Origin of the sequence: Streptomyces lunalinharesii (assembly GCF_039532155.1) — a bacterium.
In the GTDB taxonomy this organism is placed as follows: Bacteria; Actinomycetota; Actinomycetes; order Streptomycetales; family Streptomycetaceae; genus Streptomyces; species Streptomyces lunalinharesii.
Window position 1 is genome coordinate 384,347 of the sequence record NZ_BAAARK010000006.1, and the last position, 22,825, is coordinate 407,171.

Consider the following 22,825-nt stretch of genomic DNA (forward strand, 5'->3'; position numbering starts at 1 on the left):
TCCCCCTCGAACGGATTCCCAGCGTTTTCCGGTCAGCCGTAATATGTCAACCGTACGAGAAAAGGGAGGCCGACCGTGCCCAAGCAGGTGGATCACCGCGAACGCCGCGAGACGATCGCCCGAGCGCTCTGGCGCGTAGTGGAACAGCGCGGCATCGCGCAGGCGAGCGTCCGCGAAGTGGCCCAGGAAGCGGGCATCTCCCACGGCGCGGTGCAGCACTACTTCGCCACCCGAGAAGAGATGTTGGTCTTCGCCGTGGACTTCGCGTCCGCGCAGACGTCACTGCGCGTCGCCGAAGGCGTCAGCGCACTCGGCGACCCGCCACACCCCCGTGACCTGCTCCGCGTGATGCTCACGGAGCTGCTCCCGCTCCACCCCGACGCCCGTACGACGAGCCGGATGAGCGCCGCCTACGTCCTGGAGGCACTGCACGACGCGAACCTCCACGCCCGGGCGCGCGACGGGTTGGCGCACGGCCGCGACCTCGTCGAGCGGATCGTCCGCCAAGCCGTCGCCGACGGCCACCTCAGCCCCGACCGCGACCCGGCGACCGAGACCCACCTGCTCCTGGCACTCACCGGCCTGACGCCGCTCGTCGAACTGGGCGTGATCGAGCCCCGAGAGGCCCTGACCGCCATCGACCAGTACCTCAACCGACTGTTCAGCAAGGGGACTTGAGAGCCGGACGGGCTGCTAGCGCTCCTGCCGTCGCACGGCGTCGGGGGTGACCGGCGTGAAGAAGTTGATCAGATTCCCGTCGGGGTCCCGGAAGAGGAGGGAGCGGTTGCCCCACGGCATGGTCGTCGGCCGCTGGACGAACGCGCAGTCGAGCGACGTCAGGCGCGCGTACTCGGCGTCGACGTCGGCGACGCGGAATTCGGTGATCACGGTGTGGTTGGCGGCCGGGCGGGCGGAGTCCGCGCCGAACAGCGCCACGGTGCGCTCGCTGGCGATCGCCAGCGTGCACGCCTCCGTCACGAGCTCGGCGAAATCAGGGGTGGACCACCTCGCCGGGACGGCGGTGACCCCTTCGTAGAACGCGACGAGACGGGCCACGTCGTGGGTGATCATGCGGATCGAGACGAGGTTCACGGAGGACTCCCAGGGAGAGGCGACGCCGGACGCGGCGAACGGACATCCGAACGTTAGAACCAATAGCGGACAGGATCCGCCCGGTATGGGCGGCAGACTTGTCCGGTGACTACCACGACCACCCGGGTCCTCGCCCTGCTGGAGATCCTCCAGGGCGGCGGCCTCCACACCGTCCCCGACCTCGCCGCCCGCCTGGCGGTCGACGAACGCACCGTCCGCCGCTACGTGGGCCACCTATGGGACCTCGACGTGCCCGTCGACTCGGTCCGCGGCCGGTACGGCGGCTACCGACTCGCCCCCGGCTACCGGATGCCGCCGCTGATGCTCACCGAGGAGGAGGCGCTGGCCGTCGTGCTCGGCCTCCTGGCCGCACAGTCGGCCGGGCTCGTCACCACGTCGGCCGCGGCGGGCGAGAGCGCCGCGGCGAAACTGCGGCGCGTGCTGCCCAAACCCCTGGCCCGCCGCCTGGCAGCGCTGTTGGAGACGGCCGACGTCACCGCACCGCCCCGCACAGGCACCGCCCCGGACGCGGCCGTGCTGCTCGGCCTGGCGGAGGCCACGCACCAGCAACGGCCGGTGGCGCTCAGCTACGTCGATCGCAACGGCCGCCGCACCGAACGCACCGTCCTGCCCTACGGGCTCGTCGCACATGCCGGGCGTTGGTACCTGGCCGGCGCGGACCCGGCCGCCGGCGACACGGACGGCGACGGGGACGTGCGGAGCTTCCGGCTGGACCGGATCGTCGCCCTGCGCGTGCGGTCCGGCTCGTTCGTCGTCCCGGCGACGTTCGATCCGGTGGCGCGGGTGCTGGACGGCCTCGCCCGCACGCCCTGGGCCCACGAGGTGTCGCTGCGCGTGCGCGCCGACGTTCCGCACCTCCGCAGGCACCTCCCGGCCGACCTCGCGACGGTGTCCCCGATCCCCGCAGCGGAGGGGACCGACGCCGCGGAACCGGCCGAACGCGACGGAACACCCGAAACGGACCTGGACGGTTGGGTGCGGGTCCGGATGCGCGTCGAGCGACTGGACTGGATTCCGCCCGTACTGGCCGCGCTGGACCGCCCGTTCGTCATCGAGCACCCCGCGGAACTGCGCGGTCTCGTGCGCGCACTGGCCCGGCGCCTGGATGCCTGCGCGGACCAGTGACTGCGGGGGACGCGCCCGCCGGCGGCCGTGGGCCTGCGCGGCCCGCGGGGGTCACTCCCGCACGGCGGTCGGCACGTTGTCGACGAGGGTGAAGTAGTCGGTGGTGCCGGTGACCTCGAAGAGGCGGCGCACCACCGGCTGGAAGGGACCGGCCACCAGGAGCCTGCGCTGCCGGCGGTGGTGGGCCCGTTGCGCGCCGAGCAGGACGTGGAGCACGGTGGAGTCCGCGAAGTCGGTGCGGGACAGGTCGACCACCGTCCTTCGGGCCGCGTGCGACTCCGCCACCGCACACGCCTCTTCCAGGAGGGCGGCACTCTCGTGGTCGAGGGAGCCGGTGACGCGGATGACGAACACCTGATCCTCAACTGCGTGCGTGACCACGGCCGGTGTGGATGCGTGCATGGGCGACAGGATGTCACGGATGGTGGTCGAAGGACTGCCGGAGATCACGGGTCCGGCCGAAATGAGCGGGCACGTGACGCGTCCGTCCCGCCGTGGCCGGAGAGCGTCGGCCGGCCCCCGGCGGGCGGGCGAACGACCCGGTGAGCGGGCCCCGGAGCGGCGCGGGGGAATTGGCCGGGGGCGGATTGCGCGGGGAAGCGGGGCGGTGGAAGGGTGGGCTCAAGTCCCCCGCCGGCCCGACCAGGAAAGGTGAGCGGCTCCGGGCGGCCCCGGGGCCCGACACGTGGTGAACTCCGCAAACCGCCCGGCCGACAACGCCTGGAGCGACGCCGCGCTGCACGCTGCGCCCTACCCGGTCCTCGTGGTCGACCCCGTGGGAACGGTGCGTCGGGCCAACGAGGCGTTCGGCCTGCTGGTGCCCGACGCCGTCGAGGGCAGCGCACTGCGCGAGGTGCTGCCCGGCTGGCTCCTGCTGGCCCACGACCGGCTGTCCGCGGCACCCGCACCGCCAGCGCCGCCGCCGCGCGGCGAGGTGGCCGGCCGCAGCTTCGAGGCCCATGCGACCCGCCTGCCCGACGGCGAGGTGGTGTGGTGGCTGACCGACGACACCGACGTCCGGCTGGCCGAGCGGCGCCTGCTCCAGGAGCGCAACCGGACCGCGTTCCTGGCCCGGGCCTCCGACGAACTGCTGTCGTCACTGAACTTGGACCGCTGCATGGAGGTCGCCGGCCGGTTGGCGGCCGCCCGTCTCGCGGACGCGGCCGTCGTCGTCGCTCCCCCGCGCGGCCGGGTGCTGTCGGTGGTGTCCGCCGACGGCACCGGGGCATGCAGCCGCCAACTGGCCGGTGTCGCACCGGAGTCGGTGCCCGGCCTGGCCGAGGCGCTGCGCGGGTTCCCGCCGGTGCCGTCCCGCCGGATCGATCCTGCGGCGGCCCCGGAGTGGCTGGTGCCCGAGGGCTTCGGCCCCGTGGGGGCGATGGTCGTCACCCCGCTGCCCGGCCACGACGTGCCGGCCGGTGCGCTGGTGCTGCTGCGGCGGGCCCACCACGCCGCGTTCAGCGAGAGCGAGGAGTCCTTCGCGCGGCTCTTCGCGGCCCGGGCCGGGGCGGCGATGTCCGCGGCCCGGCTCTACGCGGAACAGGCGCAGATCACCGAGACGTTGATGCGCGACCTGCTGCCGCCGCGCGTCGGTCGGGTCGGCGGCGTCGAGTTCGCGGCCCGCTACCGCGCGGCCAAGGACGGCGAGCGCGTCGGCGGCGACTTCTACGACATCCATCCGGCCGCGGCGTCGCAGGACGAGTCGCTGGTGGTGCTGGGCGACGTCTGCGGCAAGGGGCTGGACGCCGCGGTGCTCACCGGCAAGATCCGCAACACCCTGCACGCGCTGCTGCCGCTGTCCGGGGACCACGTGCGGATGCTCCGGCTGCTCAACGGCGCCCTGCTCAGCTCCCACCACACCCGGTTCGCGACGCTCGTCGTGGCCTCCGCACGCCGCCGGGCGGACCGGGTGGAGCTGCGGGTGACGTGCGCCGGGCACCCCGCTCCGTTGGTCGTCCGGGCCGACGGCCGGGTGGCGGAGGTCGAGACCCACGGCAACCTCGTCGGCGTGCTGCCGGAGATCGATGCGGTGACCGCCCCGCTCACCCTCGCCCCCGGCGAGTCCCTGGTGCTGTTCACCGACGGCATCACCGAGTCCAGGGGCGGGCCGCTGGGCGACGAACTCTTCGGCGACGCACGACTGCGACGGGCGCTCGCCCGCTGCGCGGGGATGCCCGCCGAGGCGGTGGCGGAGCAGGTCCAGATGCTGGCGACCGAGTGGGTCGGGCCGAACAAGCACGACGACATGGCCGTGGTGACCGTCACCGCGCCACGGGGCGCCACGCACCCGGCGCCGGACGGCACCCCGGCCCAGGGGCACGGCGCATGACGACGCCCCCTGACCCGCCGGACGGCGGACTGCCAGGCGATCGACGGCCCGCCACACCTGGCGGACCAGGAGTACCCGCAGGTCGCCGGGGGTTCCCGAAGGTTGGTGCGGGCGGTGCTGGCCGGTCTGGGGACCCGTTTCCCGGCCCTGCTGGACTACGACGACGCGCAGCGGGACCACACCGCGCAGGACGTCGCGCACTTCGTGGGATTCCTCAACCCGCATGACCGATTCGCCACCCACCCGCACTCGACCGGCTACTGACCGTGACTGGCACGCCGGACCACCTGACGGGCCCGCCCGCTGCCGCCGCCTCCACGCCGCCGTCGTCGTCGAGCGGGAACGGCCCGGGCGTGACCGGGCCGTGTGGCAGAGTGACCCCCTGATGCACGAATCGCAGCACGGCGGGTAGACGCACACCCGAGGCCGGACCCTGCACCACCAAGGAGGTGAACGGTGGCTCTCACCGCGGAACTGCCCGCTACCTCAGGCGAAGCGCGTGACCGCGTGCTCGCCCTGCTGCGCGCCGGCCACCTGCAGATCGACGACGTCGTGGTGGCCGACGCCTTGTTGATCACCTCGGAGCTGGTCACCAACGCCCTGCGGCACGCCGGCGGAGTCACCGGGTTCACCGTCCGCATCAGCGACGACAGCCTCGAAGTGACCGTCGAAGACGCCAGCCCGCTCCGCCCGTTCGTGCCGTCCGACACCCGGGACGGCCGGATCGGCGGCTACGGCTGGTCGCTGGTCGGCCAGCTCGCCACGTCCGTCGTGATCACCTCGACGGCGTTCGGCAAGGGCATCCACGTCGCCCTGCGCCTGCGGTGAGCAGCGCCACGGCGCACCCCCGCACGTTCCGCGGACACCAGGAATAGCCGGAGATCATCGGGGCAGGCGATCCCTCGTCACGGATCAAGAACGAGGTCCGCCCGGAGCCCGCCGACGCCTGGCGCGCCCGGCCGGAGCCCCCCCGGGCCCGGCACGGACGGACTGCACGACCGGGTCTGCCCTGGTGACCTGCGCCTTCCGGTCGAACGAGCCGCCCGGCGCACCGTCGGTCCACCGCGGGGTCGATCCACGACAAGGGAGCCGACACATGTCGCATGCCGATCTGCTGAGCGTGGAAGTCACCGTCATCGACGAGCGGACGGCCGTGGCGGCCGTGTGCGGTGAGCTCGACACCGCCACCGGTACCGCCCTGCACCACCAACTCGCCAACCAACTCGCCCACGGCCGGCGCCATCTCGTGCTCGACCTGCGGGACGTGCCGTTCATGGACTCCTCGGGGCTGGGCATCGTCATCAGAGTGCACAACGACACCAAGAAGGTGGGTGGAAGCGTGCAACTGGCCGCCGCTTCCCCGGTCGTCCGGCGGCTGCTCGACCTGACCGGGATCAGTGTCGGCATCCCGGTCCGGGACACCCCCGAGGAGGCACTGTTCGCGCTGGCCAGCGCCTCTCTGCCGGGCCCGGCGGCGTCCTCCTGAGGTCCCCCGGCCGGCCTGCGCGGCGCCCGGCCCCGTTCTGGCGGGATTCCTCCGCGACACGCATGCCTCGGCACGGACGGGGTAAGCGCCGGCTTGGGTGCCCGCGGGGGTCGGGCACGGAGGGAGACGTGATGACCATCGTCGTGAACGGCACCGCGGACCCGGCACAGACCACGGCACGCGACGCCGGTCTCCCGGTGGTCAGGCGGCCGCGCGCAGTGGCGCCGCGGGACGCCCGCGAACTCTCCAGGCAGTTCTTCGACCGGCTGCAGGAGCTCGACGAGGGTACCCACGCGTACCAGTACGCCCGGAACACGCTGATCGAGATGAACATGTCGATGGTGCGCTACGTCGCCCGTCGCTACCGCCATCGCGGCGACGACATGGAGGACATCGTCCAGGTCGGCACCATCGGGCTGATCAAGGCGATCGACCGCTTCGACCTCTCCCGCGAGGTCGAGTTCTCCACCTTCGCCGTCCCGTACATCCTCGGTGAGATCAAGCGGTTCTTCCGGGACACCGGCTGGGCCGTGCACGTGCCGCGCCGGTTGCAGGAGCTGCGCACCGAACTCGCCAGGGCCAAGGAGCAGTTGCACGCCGCGCTTGACCGCGACCCCACCGTCGCGGAACTCGCGGCGCACCTGAAGATGTCGGAGGAGCAGGTGATCGAGGGACTCGTCGCGGCCAACGGCTATTCCGCGGACTCCCTGGACACCCCGGCCGACCCCGACCCGGGCGACCAGCGGCGCGCGCTGACGGAGGTGCTGGGCGCCCACGACCCGGCCCTGGAGACCGTCGAGGACCTGCACACCCTCGCGCCGCTGCTGCGCCAACTCGACGCCCGCGAACGGCGCATCATCGAGCTCCGCTTCGGTCAGGAGATGACCCAGTCGCAGATCGGGGCCGAACTCGGCGTGTCGCAGATGCACGTCTCCCGGCTGCTCAACCGCACGTTGAGCCGGCTCCGCACGGGCATGCTCAAGGACGCCGCGCCGGCCTCCTCGCCCGGCTCCTGAAGACGGTGGCCGGTCCGCCCCACCGCCGTGGGAGGGACCGGCCGGCCGCTCAGCGCAGGTACTCCTCGATCACCTCGGCGCCGCGCGCGGCGCCGCCGCTCTCCCGCACGACCTTCTGCATCCGGTCGAGGTTGGCGCGGACCGTGCCGTCGGACGCGACCCTGGCCACCGCGGCCCGCAGCGCCTCCGCGGTCACCGTGCGCGCGTCGAGCTGCTCGCCGAGCCCGAGTTCCTGTACCCGTCCGGCGTTGGCGGCCTGTTCGGGCATCTGCGGGACGGCGATCAGGCCGACGCCGTAGTAGAGGGCCTCCATCGTGGAGTTCATGCCAGTGTGCGAGACGAAGGCGCTGGCCCGCTGGAGCACTGCCGGCTGCGGGAACCGCGCACGGACGTCGAACGACGCCGGGATCGGCCCCAGGACGGCCGGGTCCAGCCCGCCCACCGACATCGCCACGTGGTAGGGCTCGTCGGCGAACGCGTCGATGCAGGTGCGGTAGAACTCGGGACGGTCGTTGAAGACCGTGCCCAGCGAGACGAACAGCACCGGGGCCTCGGGGTCCGGCGGCGACCACGGTTCGTCCGCGCGGCTGCCGAGCGAGGGGCCTATGAAGTGGAACCGCTCGTCGAAGGAGTCGCCGGCGGGCTGGAACTCCCTCGGTATGAAGACCAGGTTGCGCTTCTCGGTGGTGTCCAGCAGGTGCGCCGGGTCGAGCGCGACGCCGTGTTCCGCGGCGAACTCCGCGCAGTCGGCGCCGATGGCCGCGGTGACCGGGTGCACCCCGTCGGTGCCGTTCATGAACTGGGCGAAGAGCGAATACGTCTCGTTCGAGGCGAAGTTGGGGACCAGTCGGACGGCCGGCAGGTCCAGGTCCTCGGCGAGCACCCGGGCCGACCAGTTCATGGCGTCGTAGCAGATCGCGTCCACGGACGTGGTGGCGCAGTGGTCCCGGAGCACCGGGTAGGCCGCGCGCATGCCGACGAAGAGGTGCCGCATGAAGCGGACGAAGGTCTCCGGGCCGAATTCGGTGGGCCGGTCGATCGGCGGGAGCGGCGGCAGCTCCACCCAGTGGGCCCCGGACCGGGTGACCGCCTCGGCGTGTTCCGCGCTGGTGGCGTAGTCCACGCGGTGGCCGCGGCGGACGAGTTCTTCGACCAGCGGCAGTGTGGGGTTGATGTGCCCGTGACCGAGCAGGGCCACGAATAACAGGTGTTTCGCCATGGCGAAAATCCTATCGACCGTGGATTTTCGCCTCCCGTCCGCCCCTCGCCCGGAGCCCGCCGGCGCCGGTCAGTGTTCGGAGGGCATCCGGCGCCCGAGGTTCCGCGCCAAGTGCCGTGCGGCGTGCGACCCTTCGCCGTCGCCCGCCGCCAGCAGGCGCAGCAGCTCGATCGCGGCCCGCGCCTCGCGCAAGGTGAGCAGGGGCAGTCGTTCCTCGTCCAGATCCACCACACCGTCGACGAGGCTCAGGAGGCGGTCGTTCATATCGCTCATGGACGGGTTAACGGCCACTCACATCCTCGGTTACGGCGGGGGTCAGCGCAGGCCCAGGCAGGGCAGCCAGTCGCGGGCGCCGCCGGTGGCGGTGAGCACGGCGCTCAGGGTGCCGCCGGCGCCGCCCAGGAGGCCCATCCGTTCCTCTCCCAGCGCGCGGGTGCCGGCGCGGTGGGCGTCGAGGTGCGCGAGGAGGCGGGCGCGCAACGCGGTGGCCGACGGCAGCCTTGCCCGCCGGTGCAGCGCGTCGGCGACGGCCAGCACCCCGGCGGCGCCGTGGCAGAGGCCGAGGCGGTCGCCGAGGTGGTCGCCGAAGAGGTGGAAGTCCTCGTCGTAGCCGGCGGCGAGGGTGTCGAAGGCGGCGCCGGCGAAGTCCCGGGCCGCGGGGTCCCGGAGGGTGTCCCCGGCGTCCCACAGCGCCCAGCTGACGCCGGGCGCTCCGTAGCACCACGCTTGTCGGCGGCGGGCGCCGCCGGGCGGGCCGGTGTCCGGCCCCGCGCCGTCCCAGGAGCGGATGCCCCGCGCGTCGAGGAACGCCTGTGCCGTCAGCCAACGGCTCGCCCGTCGCAGGGCCGCGGCGAGTTCCGGGGCGGCGCTCGCGTCGCCCTCCTCCGCCTGCCGGGCGGCCACCGCGAGGGCGGTCAGGACGCCGGCGACGCCGTGGCCCGTGCCTGTGTTGATCCGCCCGTCCAGCCAGCCCAGTTGCGGATGTTGGGGATAGTGGGTGCGCAGTCCGTCGAGTCCGTCGACGGCGCAGAGCGCGGCCAGGCACCGGCCGAGGCGGACGAGGACGCGGTGCCGTTCCGGGGCGGCGGCGCTCAGCGCGAGGAGGGTGCCGGCGGGGCCGAGGATCAGGTCGTAGTCCCGGAAGGTGACCGCGCCGGGGGTGGTGCGTGCGGCGCCGGTCAGGGTGCGGGCGGGGAGCCGGTCGGCGAGGCGGTCGGCGACCTGGTGCAGGGCCGGGTGGAGGGCGGCTGCCTGGCGCAGTCCGACGAGGGTTCCGGCGAGCCCGCCGTCGTAGAGGCCCGGGTGTCCCGCCCCGCGTCCGGCGGTGCGGGCCCACACGGCGGCGGCGCGGGTCGCCGTGGCCGTGGCGGCGGGGTCGCCGCGGTCGGCGACCAGTCGGGCGAGGACCGGGACGCCCGGGTCCGAGGGGTGGCCGCCGGCGCCCGGTGCCTGGCCGGCGCCGGCCCGCTCGACGTACCGGTCGAGGAGCAGCACCGCGTCCTGGAGGGCGTGGGCCCGCCACCGGGCCTCGCGGGCGGGTGCGGGGCGCCGGTACACGGCGGTGAGGTGTCCGGTGCGGGAGTGCATGGGCATGGGTGCGGCGTCCTCCAGGGCCGGGAGCCGTCCGGCGGGTTGCCGGACGGCTCGTTCAACCTCGTCTGTTGGGACTGGTGTTGACGGTTCGTCATGTCGCGGTGTTCATCCGCGGCGGGTGGACCCGGTCAGCAGACGAACCCGGAACAGAAGAGCACCGTGTCGCAGACGGCGACCGAGCAGACGCCCGAGCAGCCGCCGGTGTACGCCTCGGCGCTGGGCAGTTCGGACTCGGTGATCCGGGCGTCCAGGTCGCCGATGAGGTTGTCGAGGTCGGTCAGTTCGATGGTTGTGGGCATGACTGCCCTCCTTTTCTCGGTGTGCGGTTCCGCCCCGGGGGCCGTCCCTGTGGCGGGGCGTCCGGGGTGGTCTGGGGCCTCGGTCGAGGCGGGTTCGGTGCGGACCAGTGCCGCAGGGCCGCGGCGGCGCGGGCCGCCAGCTCCTCGGGGTGGGCGTCGTGCGGCGTCCGCAGCTGCACCTGTGCGGCGACGGGCGCCCCACCGTGCACGGCGTCGCGCACCGGTGAGCGGCCCGGTGCGGGCAGCGCCTCCTCGACGATCAACGCACCGTCGGGCGCGGCGGCCCGCAGCCGTTCCAGGACGTGCAGGGCGGGCAGCGCCGCCAGGTCCACCGGTACCGGTTTGGCACCGGGCGCCGGGCGGGCGAAGCAGAAGCGCGGCAGCTGCCGGGTGCGCCGGAGGACGGCCAGGGCGGTCACCTTGTCGGCCTCCCGGGCCCCGGGCTCCCACAGTTCCGCGACGGGCACCCGCCAGGCGGCGGGGCTGACGACCAGGTCCCCGCCCACCGACAGCCGGGGCACCCGGTCAGCCGTCGGGAACGCCCCGATCAGGGAGCCCAGTTGGACCACGTGCCGGGTGGCCGGGTGCGCGGCCGCCATCAGCAGCCGGGTGAGCCGGTCGTAGGGCGGGGCGGGGCTCCGGGTGGCGTGGTGGACCGGGAAGACCCGTGCCCCGTCGACCTCCGCGATGAGGTGGTGCCCGTCGGAGCGGAGGGTGAGCCGGTCGAGGGGAAGGTGGTGGACGGGACGGGAAGCGCTCCCGTCCGACGGCCGGGACGTCGCCGCTCCGCAGCCGCCACCGTAACTCCCGTAGTACAGCGATGTGTTGGCGTCTCCGGTGGACCAGTCGGTGAGCACGGGACGACGTACGGCGTTGGCGGCGCGGGCGTCCAATGGCGGGACCAGCACCTCGACGAAGCGGACGTCCGCGGCCCGTTCGAGGGCGCTGAGGAAGGCCCGGTAGGCGGCCGGGGGGCGGTAGCCGCCCTGGCCTGCGTGCAGGGCGTGCAGTGCCTCGGCGAACCGGGCGTCGAGCACGCCGGCCGGGGAGGCCGTCTCCAGGACGGCCACCGGTCCCTCGGCGTCGAGCGGGCGCAGCAGGCAGTCCGCCGGCCAGGCAGCCAGGAGTTCGGGGGCCGCGGGCGGGGCGTGGCAGGCGTCCAGCAGCGGGCCGTCGAGGTCGATCCGCTCGTCGTCGAGGTGGGCGGCGAGGTGGGCGAGCAGGTGGGCGTATCCGGATCCGGACGTCCGGGCGGGGTGCCAGCCTTCATAGCGGCGGCGCGTGGTGGCGGTGGCCGGGTGGTCCGCCTCGGCGGAGGGGTCGGCGGGCGGGGCGGTCAGGAGGTCGGCGACCGATCGCGGTTCGGGGCCGATGTCCGCCGGTCCCGGATGCGGCTGCGGGGTGGTGCCGGTGGGGGCCGTGGGGGGCCGGTCTTCGGCTCGCAGGGCGGCGAGCCGGGTGGCGAGCCGCAGTCCGCGGGTGATCCGGGCCAGGGCGAGGGCGTCGAGGCGGGCGTCGAGGGCGCGGTAGGAGTCGACGAACCAGGTGGCCTCCTGGTGGGGCGGTGCGGTGTCGGCGGGACGCGGGCCGGTGCCGTCGCGAGCGTCCGGGGCCGCTGCGGTCACCGGTGCCGGGCGGTCGTCGAGGGTGTGCTGCGGCGGGTGGAGCCGTGCGGCGGGGATCCAGTGCGTGCGGCGTTGCTCCGGCGCGGCGCAGCGTTGCAGGACGCCCAGTCGCAGGAGGTGCTGGAGGAACCCGCGGAGCGCGGTGGTGACCCGCCGTCGCCCTTCGGGGGTGCCGTGCGCCGGGCTGGCCAGGCGCGCCGCGATCAGGGCCTCGACCTCGGCGAACGGGCGGGGGCCGGGTGAGAGGAGCGCCAGGACCGCGTCCAGGACCGGCGTGCGGCGCAGTTCGATCCGGCGCAGCCGGGAGCCCCGGGGGCCGGTGTCGACGACCGCGCAGCGCAGCACGCCGGTGGACGTCGGGCAGTGCAGGGGCGTCAGGGCGAGGAGGCCGTCGGGGCCGGCGGCGGTCGGTCCGGCGTCCCGGAGCCGTGCCCACAACAGGTGGACGTTCTCCATGCTGCTGGTGGCGCCGGCCCCGGCCCGGGCGGGGGGCACGAAGAGGGAGTCACCGGCCGCGGCCGGGCCGGGTGCGGGGAGGACGGGGACGGGGACGGCGGCGAGTTGGCCGAGCCAGTCGCGCGGGGTGGTCTTGGCTGCGGCGCGGGCGACCACCCGCCAGACGTAGCCGGTGTACTTGCGCAGCCGTTTGCCGTGCCAGGGTTCGCCGGCCGCCGCCCGCCGGGGGAAGTCGGCGGCGATCCGGGGTGCGGTGGTGCCGAGGTGGGTGCGCAGGACGGGGTCGCGGTGCAGCAGGTCGAGGGCCAGCCGGCCCACGCGTGCGCGGTCGGTGGCGACCGCGGCGGCGAACTCGTCCCGGGCGGCGGCCAGGTCCGTCGCCCGGTCGGCCAGTTCCGCGAGGGCGTCGGCCAGCGACGGGGCGACGTCGGCCACCGTCGTCAGGACGGGGAGGTCCGCGGGGCCGGGGGCGGTCCCCGCGTGCAGTCTGCGGCGCAGGGCGAGCACCGCGCCGCGGGCGGGGTCGGCCAGGCGCGGGTGCGGTACGACGTCGGTCCCGAGCAGGTCCCCCAGTGCCCTGGCCCGGGCGGTGTGGAGGTCGCCCCGCTCCGCCAGGTCGGCGGCCCGGGCGAAGAGCGGTTCGTTGCCGGCGGACGCCCAGAGCGCGCCCGGCAGTCCCGCGATCCGCACCAGTGCGGTCGCCCCGACGGTGCCGGCCGGGCGGGCCGTCGCGGCCGGTGGGTGGGTACCGGCGGCGTCCGGTGGGCGGCGCGTCATCGGGCCTCCCCGTCCTCGGCGAGCGCCTCGGCCAACAGGCACTGCCGGGCGAACGACATCCGCGCCCGGTTCCAGTGGAAGACCACGGCGTAGGCGGCGGCGCGCCGCGGGCCGGTGGTGGCGGCGCCCGACTCGAAGTAGCCGGTGCGCCACCGTCGGGCCGCCTCGCCCAGGGCCGCGGCACGCGCGGCCAGGCACGCCCGCTGTTCCTCGGGGAACGAAGCGAGCATCCGCTCGCCGGGCTGTGCCCAGAATTCCCGGATCCCTTCCGCGGCGCGCCGCCACGCCGCCCCTCCCCCGGGCCCGTCCCCGTCGCGGGCGGCGGTGGTGAGCCGGCGTCCGGTGTCCTCGCGCACGACGTCCCACACGCCCCGGTGCTCCCACCCGACCACGCCCAGCCCCGCGAACACCTCCCGCAGCACGAACAGCGAACGCCGCCAGGCCGTGGCCTCCCCCTCGGGGCACGGATGGCGGGCGTGGTGGTCCAACCAGGCCAACGAATCGTGCGTGAACAGTCGGTGCACATGAGGCATCGACGCCCGGCCGCCGAAGAGGTACTGCTCGGGTTCGTACACCACGTCCAACGGCGGTTGCCGCCAACCACCCCGTTCGGCGCACCGGTGCGTCAACTCGGCCCGCAGTTCCTCCCGTTGGCCGTCCGGCGTCTCGAAGCGCACCCGCAGCCCGGGGTCCTTGTGCATGAAGAAGAAGTTGTGGGCACGGCCGGCGTCGAGGAGTTCCCGGGCCACGGCGCCCAACCAGTCGTACGTCCGGCGGCGGTCGTCCGGCGCGGGCGCGAGGTTGAACTGGATCCAGGACGTCGCCGCGGTCCGCTGCCGCACGGCGGCCAGGCCGGCGGCCAGGAACGCGGTGCGGGCCCCGGGGAGTTCGGATGCGTCCGCACAGGCGGGGAGGGCGGATATCTCCAGGGCTCCGGCGTTGCGGAGACAGTCCGCGAGCAGGTCCGTGACCATCAGCATGTACGTTCCTCCGGCACCGAGCACCGAAGCCCCGCCGGTCGGCCGGGGCACAGGAATGCGGGGCTCGAAGCGCCCCGCACAAACGAGTTCCCGGCCCGCCCGCCGATAACGTCATTATCTGCATTGTTCATATTTTGAGCAGTTGTGCGCCGGAGGCCCGGAGTCTCGCACCGCTGGCCTGCGCCGTGGTGCGCGACGGCACCACCCGATGACCTGGGACGCCGTGCTCACGGTCCTCGACGCACGGCCGTACCGACCCCCGCGCCCCAGGCGTGGCTCCCGGCGTACGCGCGGGCGCAGGCGCCGGGAGCCACGGCCGCCGTTGCGGTCAACTCGTCGGCATCACAAAGGAGTTACCAAACCGACGGTAGCCCTTTCGGGTCCGACGCCCGGGGGTCATACTGCCCCCATAGCAACTCCGTCAACACCTCGCAACAGGGGACGAGTTCGATCACGGGGGTGCATGATCTTGTCCTTCCCCGAAAAGCCAGTGGCCGCTCCGTCGAACACTCCAGCGCCGGCGGCCCCCTCCTCACCATCCGACGGACCGCCCTCCGAGCAGGGCCTCAGCGAAGCCACCCGCCTGCTGTGCGCGGGGGTCTACTTCGACGGGCAGTTCCGTCGCCGCGTCATCCAGGAACTGGTCGAGCACGAGGAACGCCCGATAGCCCCCTCGCTCGGCTACGACGCCTTGCCGGTCCTCGCCCACGCACTGTTGGCGCGCCGCCGGGAGGCGCAGACCGGGCTGTTGCTGTTGGCCGTCTGGGCCCTGTTCATCGGGCTCGACCTTGCCGACGTCGGCGCGCAGTCGCTCCTGCCTGTGCCGTGGTTCGTGGCCTACGGGGCGGTCTGCGTCGTGTCCTGGCTCGTGCGCGGACCCAGGAGTTCCCTCTTCACCCTCGGGCGCTCGGTGCTCAAGGAGGCCACCCGCGGCCGGCTGAAGGCCGTGCTGCCGGTACTGCCGTTCGTGGTGGCGGTGGCGTACGGGGCGGCCGTGCTCACCACCCTGTTCCGCGGCGGCGACGCCTGGACCGCCGTGGTGTTCCCGGTGCTGCTGGTGCCGCCGATCTGGGCGCACCGGACGCACGTCGTCTCCGTCATGCGGCACCAGCTGGGCCGCGAGACGTTCGCCGCGGGGCGGCGGGCGACGCTGCCGGCCACCACCCAGTACCGGCGCATCGGGGCGGCCATCGCCCGCGAACAGCACGCCCGGCTGGCCATCTACGACCCGTTCCGGCCCTTCGTCGGCGCCGGCACGCCGTACAAGCCGTGGTCGGTCGCCATGGAACTGAAGCAGCAGTCCTGGGCCGGTTCACCGGAGCGGGAGGCGCCGGGCGCCCCGCCGCGCCCGGCGCCGCCCTCCTTCACGAAGACGCAGCCCGGGAGCGTCCCCGCCCCGCTCACGGGCCGGGAGGTGGTCGATCTGATCAAGCCCCGGCTGGAGGCGCTGCGTACCTCGGCCGCGGCCACCAGCCGGGACCGCCTGCGCTCCCTCGAAGTCGAGGAACTGGTCTACCTGCCGGTCGGGTTGGCGCGCGACGAGGTGGACTACGGGCCGGACGTCATCCGCGAGCACCTGGAGCGGGCCGTCGGCGAGGGCGCCGAGGCCCGGCGCCACTTCCTGCGGGTGCGGGTCGGTGCCTGGGACGAGCAGGTGGCGATCTGCCTGTTGGTCCGCATCCACACCCAGGGCGGGATGCTGGTGCTGGAGGTCGCCCCGCACGTCCTGACGCCGGTGCGCCCGGAGTTCAAGTCGGTGGACGTGCTCGCGGCGCACGGCGGGGACGGCCCGCTGCGCGACGTGCTCAGGAGCGTGCTGACCAGCCCCTCGGCGGGATGCGCCGCCGCGGTCTCGCTGTGCCAGGCGGCGGTGTCCCTGATGCGCACGTGGCTGACGATGCCGGAACACGCCCTGCCGGACGCACCGGTCGCGTCCGTACGGGAGTTGGGGAGCGTGCCGGAACTCTCGCTCTTCCAGGAGATGGACATCAGCCGGTACGTGAAGACGCTCCAGGACCGGATCGCCAACGGAGTGCAGGAGGCACTGCGCAACAAGGGCTACGAAACGGGCGTGTTCGACCAGTACATCATCAACGTGGGCGAAGGCGGGGTGTTCATCGGCGGGATGAGCGGCGGTGCCGTCGCCTCCGGCGAGCGCGCCCTCGCGAAGCACACGGACGCGTCGACGGAGACGGGGGGCGGTCGAGGATGACGGTTCAGGAACCAGCGCCGGAGCCGGAGCCGGTGCACGGTCGGGAGGTCGCCGACGACGCGGCGGGCGGCAACCGGGCCGGTGGCGGCATCAGTATCGGCGTACTGACCGGCGGCGCGGTCGCGGCCGGCGAGCGGGCCGCCGCCGAGGACCGCTCGGTGCGCGACGGCCGCCCGGCACCGGCGCTCCCGCTCGCGGGTGCGGCCGAGGCGCCCGCCGTGCCGACGAGTTCCGCCGGCGGCATCAGCATCGGCGTCATGGCCGGCGGTGCGGCGGCCGCGGGTGCGGACGCCCGGGCGCTGGACGCCTCGACGCAACCGGCGCTCGACGCGCCGCCCGAACTCCGCGCGGCACTGGGCACCCTGCGTCAGCACCTGCCGTTGCTCACCGCGACGGACGAGACATCGGAGATCGACGCCCGACTGGCGGACGCCGAGGAGGAGATCGACGGCACCGGGCGGGTGCGTCGGGACCGCCTGCAGTGGCTGCGCGACCGCCTCGACCTCGGGACGACGGCCGTGGCGGGGCTCGCCTCGGCGACCGCGGTCGTCCAGCAGATCACCCAACTCCTCAGCGGCCAGGGCTAGGGGGCCGGCATGGACCAGTGGAACGAGGACAAGCAGGACTGGCTGGAGCCGGCGCGACCGGTCGGTGCGCCGCCCGACGGCAGGTCCCGACGCATGCTCATCGTGACGGGCTCCGTGGTCGTGCTCGTCGCGGCGGCCGTGGTCGGGCTGTGGCAACTGGCGCGCGATGGTCAACCGGACTCCCCGGGGTGGAGCGGCGCCCCGCCCACCGCGCCCGGCGGCGGTTGGTCGAGCAGCCCCGGCGGAGGTTGGTCGAGCAGCCCCGGCGGCGGGCCGGTCGCGTCGCCGGGTTCGGGGGATCTGGCCTCGGCTCCCGACCCGTGCGCGGCACTCGACGCGAGCACGGCCGCGGCCTGGGGCCTGTCCGCGGGCCGCCCGAACAACCCCACCGACCCGCAGGCCGGGCTGAAGGCGTGCACGTGGAGCGGAACCGTCGGGGGTGCCGCCGTCACCTACACGCTGATCTACGCCAAGGACATCCCGGTGTCGCCGGAACCCACGCCGACCAGTGTCGTCGGGATTCCGTCCGCGTCGGTGCTCGGGAACGACCAGGGGTGCGCGATCGTCTGGCCCACCTCGTTCGGGAAGGTGTTCGCGCACGTCAAGGTGGACTCCGGGACACAGCCGGACCTGTGCAACTCCGCCGCCACCTTCGCGACCCAGGTGGCCCCGCGGGTGCCGTCCTGACGCGCCACCGCACGCCGCGGGCCGTGGCCGCCGTTCCGGGCAGGTATTCGAGGCGGTCCCGTGCCGGTGAATTCGGTGGCCCGACGAAGGATCCGGAGGCCGGTCGGGGCATTCTCGCCTGGCATCGAAACATCCGGACAGCCGGATGGATCGCGATCGGGAGGTCGGTCATGACACACCTGTCCCCGTTCCGCCGCGCCGCCGTACTCGCCGGCGTCGGGCTCCTCTGCGGTGCCCTCGGCACCGGCACGGCCGTCGCCGCAGGTCCCGCGGCGGCCACCGCGGGTGGCGGCCACGGCCCGTCCAAGGGCCGCGTGATCGCCAAGAACGGCCTGGAGCTGCGGGACGGCCCCGGGACCGCGTACCGGGCGGTGGGTTCGCTGCCGTACGGCACCGTCGTCACCATCCACTGCAAGGTCAACGGGGAGAACGTGCACGGCAATCCGCGCTGGTACGAGGTCGGGGAGGGCCGGCTCACCTGGTTGTCGGCGCGCTACGTCGAGACCCTCGGCACCGCCCCCCGCTGGTGCCCGGACCGGCACCGCTGATCCGCCCGCGGGTTCCGTCCCGGCCGCGTGCGGGCGGGACGGAACCGCGACGCTCCGCCGGGCCGGGTCCGCGGCAACCACCGTGCCCCGGGCCGCGGTTCAGGCGTCGGTGCGCACGGCGATCAGCGCCACCGTCGCGTACCCCATCGTGAAGCTGCCGCCCCGTGCGTCGATGGCGGCCCCGACGCCCGCCAGCACGTCGGCCATCACGGCCGGTGGAACGCGGGTGAAGGCCCCCAGGGTGGGCATCTGGTCCAGCCAGGCGTCCCGGGTGTAGGTCCACTCCCAGTCGTGGCGCCACTGCTGCGGCGCGGCGAAGCCGCCCGCGTCCCGGATGCCGTCGGCGGCCCGGACGCACACCGGCCGGTAGGCGTCGAGGGCGCCCTTCGTCATCGCGGTGACGTCGGACGCCGCCTCCGGCAGGGCCCGCCGGCAGGCCCCGACGATCGCGTCCGCCACGTCGTCGGGGAAGCGGAGGACGTTCCAGAACGGCGCCAGGAGGCCGCCGGGGCGCAGGACCCGGGCGGCCCGTTCGGCGCCGGCGACGGGGTCGACCCAGTGCCAGGCCGTGCCGGCGACGACGGCGTCGAAGGTGCGGCCGGCGGCGTCCCAGTCCTCGAACCTCGCGACGTCCGCCGCCGTGCCGAGCGTCCGGGCCACGTCGGCCATCCGCGCGTCCGGCTCGACCCCGAGCACCCGGCAGCCGGCCGCGTGGAACTGCCGGGCGGCGATGCCCGTTCCGCAGCCGACATCGAGGACGTCGGGGCCGGGGAGAGCGGACACGATCCGTTGCACGAGGGCGTCGGGGTAGCGGGGCCGGGCCCGGTCGTAGCGTGCGGCGTCGGTGCCGAACGACTCCGCCAGCTGCCGGTTTCGACGCGCTTCGGGAAGCCCTGAGGGCGGCGTAGTGGGCATGTGCCCACCATGGTGGGCACATGCCCACTCGTCAACCGGATGGGAGGATCGCGGAGTTCGACCGAGGGAAGGGGCGCACAGTGCCGACAGGAGTGGCCATCCGCGACGTGCGGGAGCAGTTGTTCGGCGCCGCCGAACGGATCCTGCTGCGGGCCGGGCCGAACGCGCTGACCAGCCGGGCGGTCACCGCGGAGGCGGGCTGCGCCAAGGGCGTCCTGCACCGGCACTTCGCCGACTTCGACGCCTTCCTCGCCGAGTTGGTGCGGGACCGGATCCGTCGGCTCGACGACCAGGCCGCCGGGCTGCGCGCGGCCGCCGGGACCGGCGCCGTCGCCGACCACCTCACCGCCGCACTGCTCGACGTGTTCGGGCCGATCGCCGTGGCGGTCGTCTCGCTCGTGATCTCCCGCGACGGCCTGCGCGCCCAACTGCGCGCGGGCGGTTCGACCGGCGTCCCGCTCCTCACCGAGGCCACCGCGCTGCTGGCCTCCTACCTGACCGCCGAGCGCGCACTGGGCCGGATCGCCGCGGACGCCGACGTCGACGTCCTCGCGCCCACCCTGATCGGCGCCGGCCACCTGCTGTTCGCGGACCGCGAGGGCACCCCGCCCGACGCCCCGGCCGTCCGCAGGGTCGTGACCACGGTCATCGCCGCAGTGGTGCGCGAACCGTGACGCGGCCCCGGCGGGGGCTCGGGGGGCAGAGGTCAGCGCCCCTGCGCCGGCGGCGTCACAGGGGGCGCTTGAGGTGCTCGGTGAGGAGCTGCCGCCAACCGCCCCTGGCCTGCGCCCATTCGTCGGCGCAGCCCTCGGCGCGCTCCGCGTCGAGCCGGGCATCGCGCCCGACGAGGTCCTCGTGCCGATCCGGGTGCGCGCCGTAGACGTAGCAGGCGTAGTTCGCCGCGCGCTGGCCGTCGAGGCTGTGCTCGTCGCGCAGGTCGGCCGCGTCGAACGGGGTCTCCGCGGCGGCCAGGGCGTAGTCGTCCGCCGCGGCACGGGCCTTGCGTTCGCCGGCCCGGCCCTGGCCGATCAACAGCACCGCGGCGAACTGGTCGGCCACGTCCTCCTCCCGGCCGGTGAAGCGCAGGCCGAGGCGATCGATGAGGGCGTGGGCGCTCTCGTGGTAGGCGGTCTCCTCCAGCACGGCGGCCACGTGGGCGTCGGCGGCCGCCGTGCCGCCCGGTCGGTCGGGGCCCGGGCCGGCCTGCCGGAAGCGATCGCGTATCTCGTCGACGTGCTCGGCGCAGAAGTCGATGGTGCCGGTCTCCGGGTCGTAGGCGGGTTCGGCCGCGCCGCACGAGCGGACCACGAACGGGATGCGCTGCGGCACCTTGACGGTGGCGTTCAACCGGTCCGCCGCCGCGTCCAGGATGCGCTGCGCGCGGAGGTAGTCGGTGGCGGTCGCCGCCCGGCCGCCGGTGCGGTACTGCACGACGAAGCCGTTCGAGCCGGCCTTGCCGTGGCTCCGGCGGGCCTCGCCGTCCGCCGGCTCCGCCGCGTCCCGGCCGGCCGTGCAGCCGGTCGCCGCGGCCGCCAGGGCCAAGGCCAGCAACGCCCGTGTGGTGTGCCCCGTCCAGCGGCCCATGCGCCCGCTCCTCACTTCCCGTGCCGCACCGCGGCGGTCCGTCCGTCTGCCCGTCCGAGCAGGGAAGAGGCCGTTAAGGAGCTGAAGGTTCCGCACCGGCGGCGGATCGGACGGGGATCACCAGAGCGCGTCGATGTTCCCGGGGTGCAGCACGATGCGGCTGTCGCGGAACGCGGCGCGGGCCCGCCGGGCGCGCGGCGAGAAGAAGTCCGCCATGGTGACCTTGTCGAACCCGGGCCGGTCGCTGGGGAAGGGGGCCTGCGGGGTTCCGCCGATGAGGACGGCGCCCGGGAGGTGGTGCCAGCCGGCGCTCTCGTAGAAGGCGCGCAACGGTCGGTCGCAGGTGAACAACCCCAGGTCGTGCTCCCCGGTGGCCAGCGCCTCCCGGGCCGCGGTCACCAGCCGCCGGCCGTGCCCCCGGCCGCGTGCCTCCTGACGCGTCACCACCGTGCTCAGGCCACCGGCGGTGTAGGCGCGGCCGGCGTGCCGGATGTCCTTGGTGAGGACGTCCAGGGCGGCGAGGACGATCCCGTCGGCGACCAGCAGCATCGACCGCGGTCGCAGCGCGGGGTCGTGGACCGGCTCGGTGGGCCCGGGCGCCGTGCCGCGCCCCGACGGCCACGCCTGTTCCTGGATCTCCCGCACTTGGGTCCGGAGTGCGGCGGGGGTGGCGGCTTCGGGGAACGCGAGGATCTGCACCCGCCGATTGTGTACCAGCGGACGTGCGGGCGGCACGACGGATCGGCCCGGGGCCCCGGGCCGGCCCAACGGCGATGCGGCCGGCGGCCGCTCGGGACCCGCGCGTGTCCGTCAACGACCGGGTCGGACGCCCGAGAAAGGATGCGGACATGTCCGCCGTCCTCCACGCACTGTCCCTCACGGGCTCGATGACCTGGGAGATCGCCGCGCCACCGTGCCACCGCGACCCAGCGAGGCCAGCAGGCGACAATGGGCAGATCAAGCCTCTGGCCTGCCCATTGCCGCTGAAGCGGGAATCCGAAGCGCCTCACGGGTATGGAGTTAGTTGGAATTTCTTAGAGGACGTCCTGTTCGGATGCGCGGTAGTTCATGGATTGTGTCAGGTTGTGGTCGTTTCGCCGGTTGCTCGTTTGGCGAGATTGGAGATCATCGCGAGGCGGATCATGCTTTCGGAGTGTTGGGGTTTGGTTTCGTAGTCGCGGGCCAGGCGGCGGTGCATCATGAGCCATCCGAAACTTCGCTCCACAACCCAACGTCGTGGTAGCACCGAGAAGCCTTTGACTTGCGTGTTTCGCGGTACGACGTCGACGTCGATGCCGAGTTGGGCGCCGTGTTCGATGGCCTGGTTCTTGTAGCCGGTGTCGACCCATGCCTTGGTGATGGTTGGGTGCCTGGTGGCGAGTTGGGTGAGGAGTTGTTTGCCGGCCTGGTTGTCGGAGACGCTGGCCGCGGTGACCATGACCAGCAGTAACAGGCCGAGGGTGTCTGTGACGATGCTGCGTTTGCACCCTACGAATTTCTTGCCGGCGTCGATGCCTTGGGTGTTGGTGGGGACACTGGGGGCGGTTTTCACGCTCTGGGCGTCGATGACGCAGGCGGTTGGCTCGGAGGTACGTCCTTCCTTTTCCCGTACGAGCCTGTGCAGTTGGACGCCGAGCTTCTCGATGGTTCCGTCGGCGGTCCAGGCGCTGAAGTAGGCGAAGACTGTGGAGTGTGGCGGGAAGTCGTGAGGCAGGTAACGCCAGGGAATCCCAGTCCGATTGACGTAGAGGATCGCGTTGAGGGCTTCGCGCAGGTCGGTGACCTTGCCGCCGAGGTTGAGGGAGGTCTTCTGCCGCTCTGTGCGCCAGGCAGTCAGTGTCGGCTCCATCAGGGCCCAGCGGGCGTCGGACAGGTCGCTGGGATAGGGCTTGCGGGGCGGCTGCGTCGTCATAACAGCACTGATACGGCAGGGAGTTGCAGTGAACTATCGCTCGTCGGAGTGACTGTAGTGGGTGTTCCTCGCAAATTCGAACCGGACAGGATCTTTCCGGGCGATACATGACGAAACGCGAGACTGACGGCCGATGTCAACCCGGCGCATTAGGTGCAAGTAGCTTCAAGAAAGACGATCTCGGGCAGGCGATAGAACAGACAAACCCGGACGTCATCGGCATAAACGTCCTCTTAGAGGTCCTAACAAAGGCGTCGGACGTGTCTGTAGGTGATGAGGCATGTAGCGAGCCCGAGGAAGGCTTCATGGATGTCGTCCCGTCGCTCCCATCGGATGCGCAGGCGACGGAAGCCGTGCAGCCA

At 73.6% G+C, this 22,825-nt stretch carries 24 protein-coding genes and 1 pseudogene; 12 read left to right on the forward strand and 13 right to left on the reverse strand.

All coding sequences use genetic code 11. The annotated features are described in order from the left end of the window. Positions 1-75: 75 nt before the first annotated feature. Positions 76-678 carry a TetR/AcrR family transcriptional regulator gene (locus tag ABD385_RS13125; protein WP_344575358.1) on the forward strand — a complete coding sequence of 201 codons (603 nt, stop codon included), beginning with the start codon at positions 76-78 and terminating at the stop codon, positions 676-678. A 15-nt stretch (positions 679-693) separates the two neighbouring features. On the opposite strand, the gene ABD385_RS13130 is transcribed toward ABD385_RS13125, so the two are convergent. After that, on the reverse strand, positions 694-1,092 hold the full coding sequence (locus ABD385_RS13130; protein ID WP_344575359.1) for a VOC family protein: 399 nt from the start codon (positions 1,090-1,092) through the stop codon (positions 694-696). A 105-nt stretch (positions 1,093-1,197) separates the two neighbouring features. Between ABD385_RS13130 and ABD385_RS13135 the strand changes: the two genes are divergently transcribed. Continuing rightward, the gene (locus tag ABD385_RS13135) at positions 1,198-2,238 is read left to right on the forward strand and encodes a helix-turn-helix transcriptional regulator (protein WP_344575360.1); all 1,041 of its coding nucleotides are present in this window, start codon (positions 1,198-1,200) and stop codon (positions 2,236-2,238) included. Positions 2,239-2,289: 51 nt separating this feature from the next. Here the strand turns inward: ABD385_RS13135 and ABD385_RS13140 are convergent, their stop codons facing one another. Beyond that, the gene (locus ABD385_RS13140) at positions 2,290-2,640 is read right to left on the reverse strand and encodes an STAS domain-containing protein (RefSeq protein ID WP_344575361.1); all 351 of its coding nucleotides are present in this window, start codon (positions 2,638-2,640) and stop codon (positions 2,290-2,292) included. Between the two features lie 283 nt (positions 2,641-2,923). Here ABD385_RS13140 and ABD385_RS13145 point away from each other — a divergent pair, with 283 nt between their 5' ends. The 5 genes from ABD385_RS13145 to ABD385_RS13165 all read left to right on the forward strand — a co-directional run bounded on the left by ABD385_RS13145 (position 2,924) and on the right by ABD385_RS13165 (position 7,069). After that, positions 2,924-4,567 carry a SpoIIE family protein phosphatase gene (locus ABD385_RS13145; protein ID WP_344575362.1) on the forward strand — a complete coding sequence of 548 codons (1,644 nt, stop codon included), beginning with the start codon at positions 2,924-2,926 and terminating at the stop codon, positions 4,565-4,567. Between the two features lie 114 nt (positions 4,568-4,681). Next, positions 4,682-4,831, forward strand: a complete 150-nt coding sequence (locus ABD385_RS13150; protein ID WP_344575363.1) for a hypothetical protein — start codon at positions 4,682-4,684, stop codon at positions 4,829-4,831. 192 nt (positions 4,832-5,023) lie between these two features. Next, positions 5,024-5,395, forward strand: a complete 372-nt coding sequence (locus tag ABD385_RS13155; protein WP_344575364.1) for an ATP-binding protein — start codon at positions 5,024-5,026, stop codon at positions 5,393-5,395. Between the two features lie 268 nt (positions 5,396-5,663). Then, positions 5,664-6,053, forward strand: a complete 390-nt coding sequence (locus ABD385_RS13160; RefSeq protein ID WP_344575365.1) for an anti-sigma factor antagonist — start codon at positions 5,664-5,666, stop codon at positions 6,051-6,053. Positions 6,054-6,184: 131 nt separating this feature from the next. Next, the gene (locus ABD385_RS13165) at positions 6,185-7,069 is read left to right on the forward strand and encodes an RNA polymerase sigma factor SigF (protein WP_344575366.1); all 885 of its coding nucleotides are present in this window, start codon (positions 6,185-6,187) and stop codon (positions 7,067-7,069) included. Positions 7,070-7,118: 49 nt separating this feature from the next. On the opposite strand, the gene ABD385_RS13170 is transcribed toward ABD385_RS13165, so the two are convergent. From ABD385_RS13170 to ABD385_RS13195, 6 genes are all read right to left on the reverse strand, one after another. Then, on the reverse strand, positions 7,119-8,288 hold the full coding sequence (locus tag ABD385_RS13170) for a macrolide family glycosyltransferase (RefSeq protein WP_344575367.1): 1,170 nt from the start codon (positions 8,286-8,288) through the stop codon (positions 7,119-7,121). Between the two features lie 69 nt (positions 8,289-8,357). Beyond that, a complete protein-coding gene (locus ABD385_RS13175; protein ID WP_233656056.1) occupies positions 8,358-8,552 on the reverse strand; it encodes a hypothetical protein in 195 nt (64 codons plus the stop codon). A 51-nt stretch (positions 8,553-8,603) separates the two neighbouring features. Further along, a complete protein-coding gene (locus ABD385_RS13180) occupies positions 8,604-9,881 on the reverse strand; it encodes a lanthionine synthetase LanC family protein (protein ID WP_344575368.1) in 1,278 nt (425 codons plus the stop codon). Positions 9,882-10,009: 128 nt separating this feature from the next. Continuing rightward, on the reverse strand, positions 10,010-10,180 hold the full coding sequence (locus ABD385_RS13185; RefSeq protein WP_344575369.1) for a hypothetical protein: 171 nt from the start codon (positions 10,178-10,180) through the stop codon (positions 10,010-10,012). Next, a complete protein-coding gene (locus ABD385_RS13190) occupies positions 10,159-13,038 on the reverse strand; it encodes a lantibiotic dehydratase (RefSeq protein WP_344575370.1) in 2,880 nt (959 codons plus the stop codon). Before ABD385_RS13190 ends, ABD385_RS13185 begins: the two co-directional genes overlap by 22 nt. Beyond that, entirely contained in the window at positions 13,035-14,018 is a 984-nt protein-coding gene (locus ABD385_RS13195) for a thiopeptide-type bacteriocin biosynthesis protein (RefSeq protein ID WP_344575371.1), read from the reverse strand. The genes ABD385_RS13190 and ABD385_RS13195 overlap by 4 nt, the downstream gene beginning before the upstream one ends. 463 nt (positions 14,019-14,481) lie before the next feature. Here ABD385_RS13195 and ABD385_RS13200 point away from each other — a divergent pair, with 463 nt between their 5' ends. The 4 genes from ABD385_RS13200 (at position 14,482) to ABD385_RS13215 (ending at position 18,052) form a co-directional block, all read left to right on the forward strand. Beyond that, a complete protein-coding gene (locus ABD385_RS13200; protein ID WP_344575372.1) occupies positions 14,482-16,230 on the forward strand; it encodes a hypothetical protein in 1,749 nt (582 codons plus the stop codon). Next, positions 16,227-16,817: a hypothetical protein gene (locus ABD385_RS13205; RefSeq protein ID WP_344575373.1), complete on the forward strand. Its 591-nt coding sequence runs from the start codon at positions 16,227-16,229 to the stop codon at positions 16,815-16,817. Before ABD385_RS13200 ends, ABD385_RS13205 begins: the two co-directional genes overlap by 4 nt. A gap of 9 nt (positions 16,818-16,826) precedes the next feature. Beyond that, on the forward strand, positions 16,827-17,504 hold the full coding sequence (locus ABD385_RS13210) for a DUF3558 domain-containing protein (RefSeq protein ID WP_344575374.1): 678 nt from the start codon (positions 16,827-16,829) through the stop codon (positions 17,502-17,504). Between the two features lie 170 nt (positions 17,505-17,674). Continuing rightward, positions 17,675-18,052, forward strand: a complete 378-nt coding sequence (locus ABD385_RS13215) for an SH3 domain-containing protein (protein ID WP_344575375.1) — start codon at positions 17,675-17,677, stop codon at positions 18,050-18,052. A gap of 99 nt (positions 18,053-18,151) precedes the next feature. On the opposite strand, the gene ABD385_RS13220 is transcribed toward ABD385_RS13215, so the two are convergent. After that, positions 18,152-18,967 carry a class I SAM-dependent methyltransferase gene (locus ABD385_RS13220; protein WP_344575376.1) on the reverse strand — a complete coding sequence of 272 codons (816 nt, stop codon included), beginning with the start codon at positions 18,965-18,967 and terminating at the stop codon, positions 18,152-18,154. A gap of 80 nt (positions 18,968-19,047) precedes the next feature. Between ABD385_RS13220 and ABD385_RS13225 the strand changes: the two genes are divergently transcribed. Beyond that, positions 19,048-19,641, forward strand: a complete 594-nt coding sequence (locus ABD385_RS13225) for a TetR/AcrR family transcriptional regulator (RefSeq protein ID WP_344575377.1) — start codon at positions 19,048-19,050, stop codon at positions 19,639-19,641. A 55-nt stretch (positions 19,642-19,696) separates the two neighbouring features. Here the strand turns inward: ABD385_RS13225 and ABD385_RS13230 are convergent, their stop codons facing one another. The 4 genes and pseudogenes from ABD385_RS13230 to ABD385_RS13245 all read right to left on the reverse strand — a co-directional run. Beyond that, positions 19,697-20,551, reverse strand: coding sequence for a DUF4344 domain-containing metallopeptidase (locus ABD385_RS13230; RefSeq protein WP_344575378.1), 855 nt, complete (start codon positions 20,549-20,551; stop codon positions 19,697-19,699). Between the two features lie 117 nt (positions 20,552-20,668). Further along, positions 20,669-21,250: a GNAT family N-acetyltransferase gene (locus ABD385_RS13235; protein ID WP_344575379.1), complete on the reverse strand. Its 582-nt coding sequence runs from the start codon at positions 21,248-21,250 to the stop codon at positions 20,669-20,671. A 379-nt stretch (positions 21,251-21,629) separates the two neighbouring features. Further along, positions 21,630-22,463, reverse strand: a complete 834-nt coding sequence (locus ABD385_RS13240) for an IS5 family transposase (RefSeq protein WP_344575380.1) — start codon at positions 22,461-22,463, stop codon at positions 21,630-21,632. A gap of 242 nt (positions 22,464-22,705) precedes the next feature. Beyond that, positions 22,706-22,825: pseudogene (locus ABD385_RS13245) on the reverse strand (IS5/IS1182 family transposase); the annotation flags it as partial.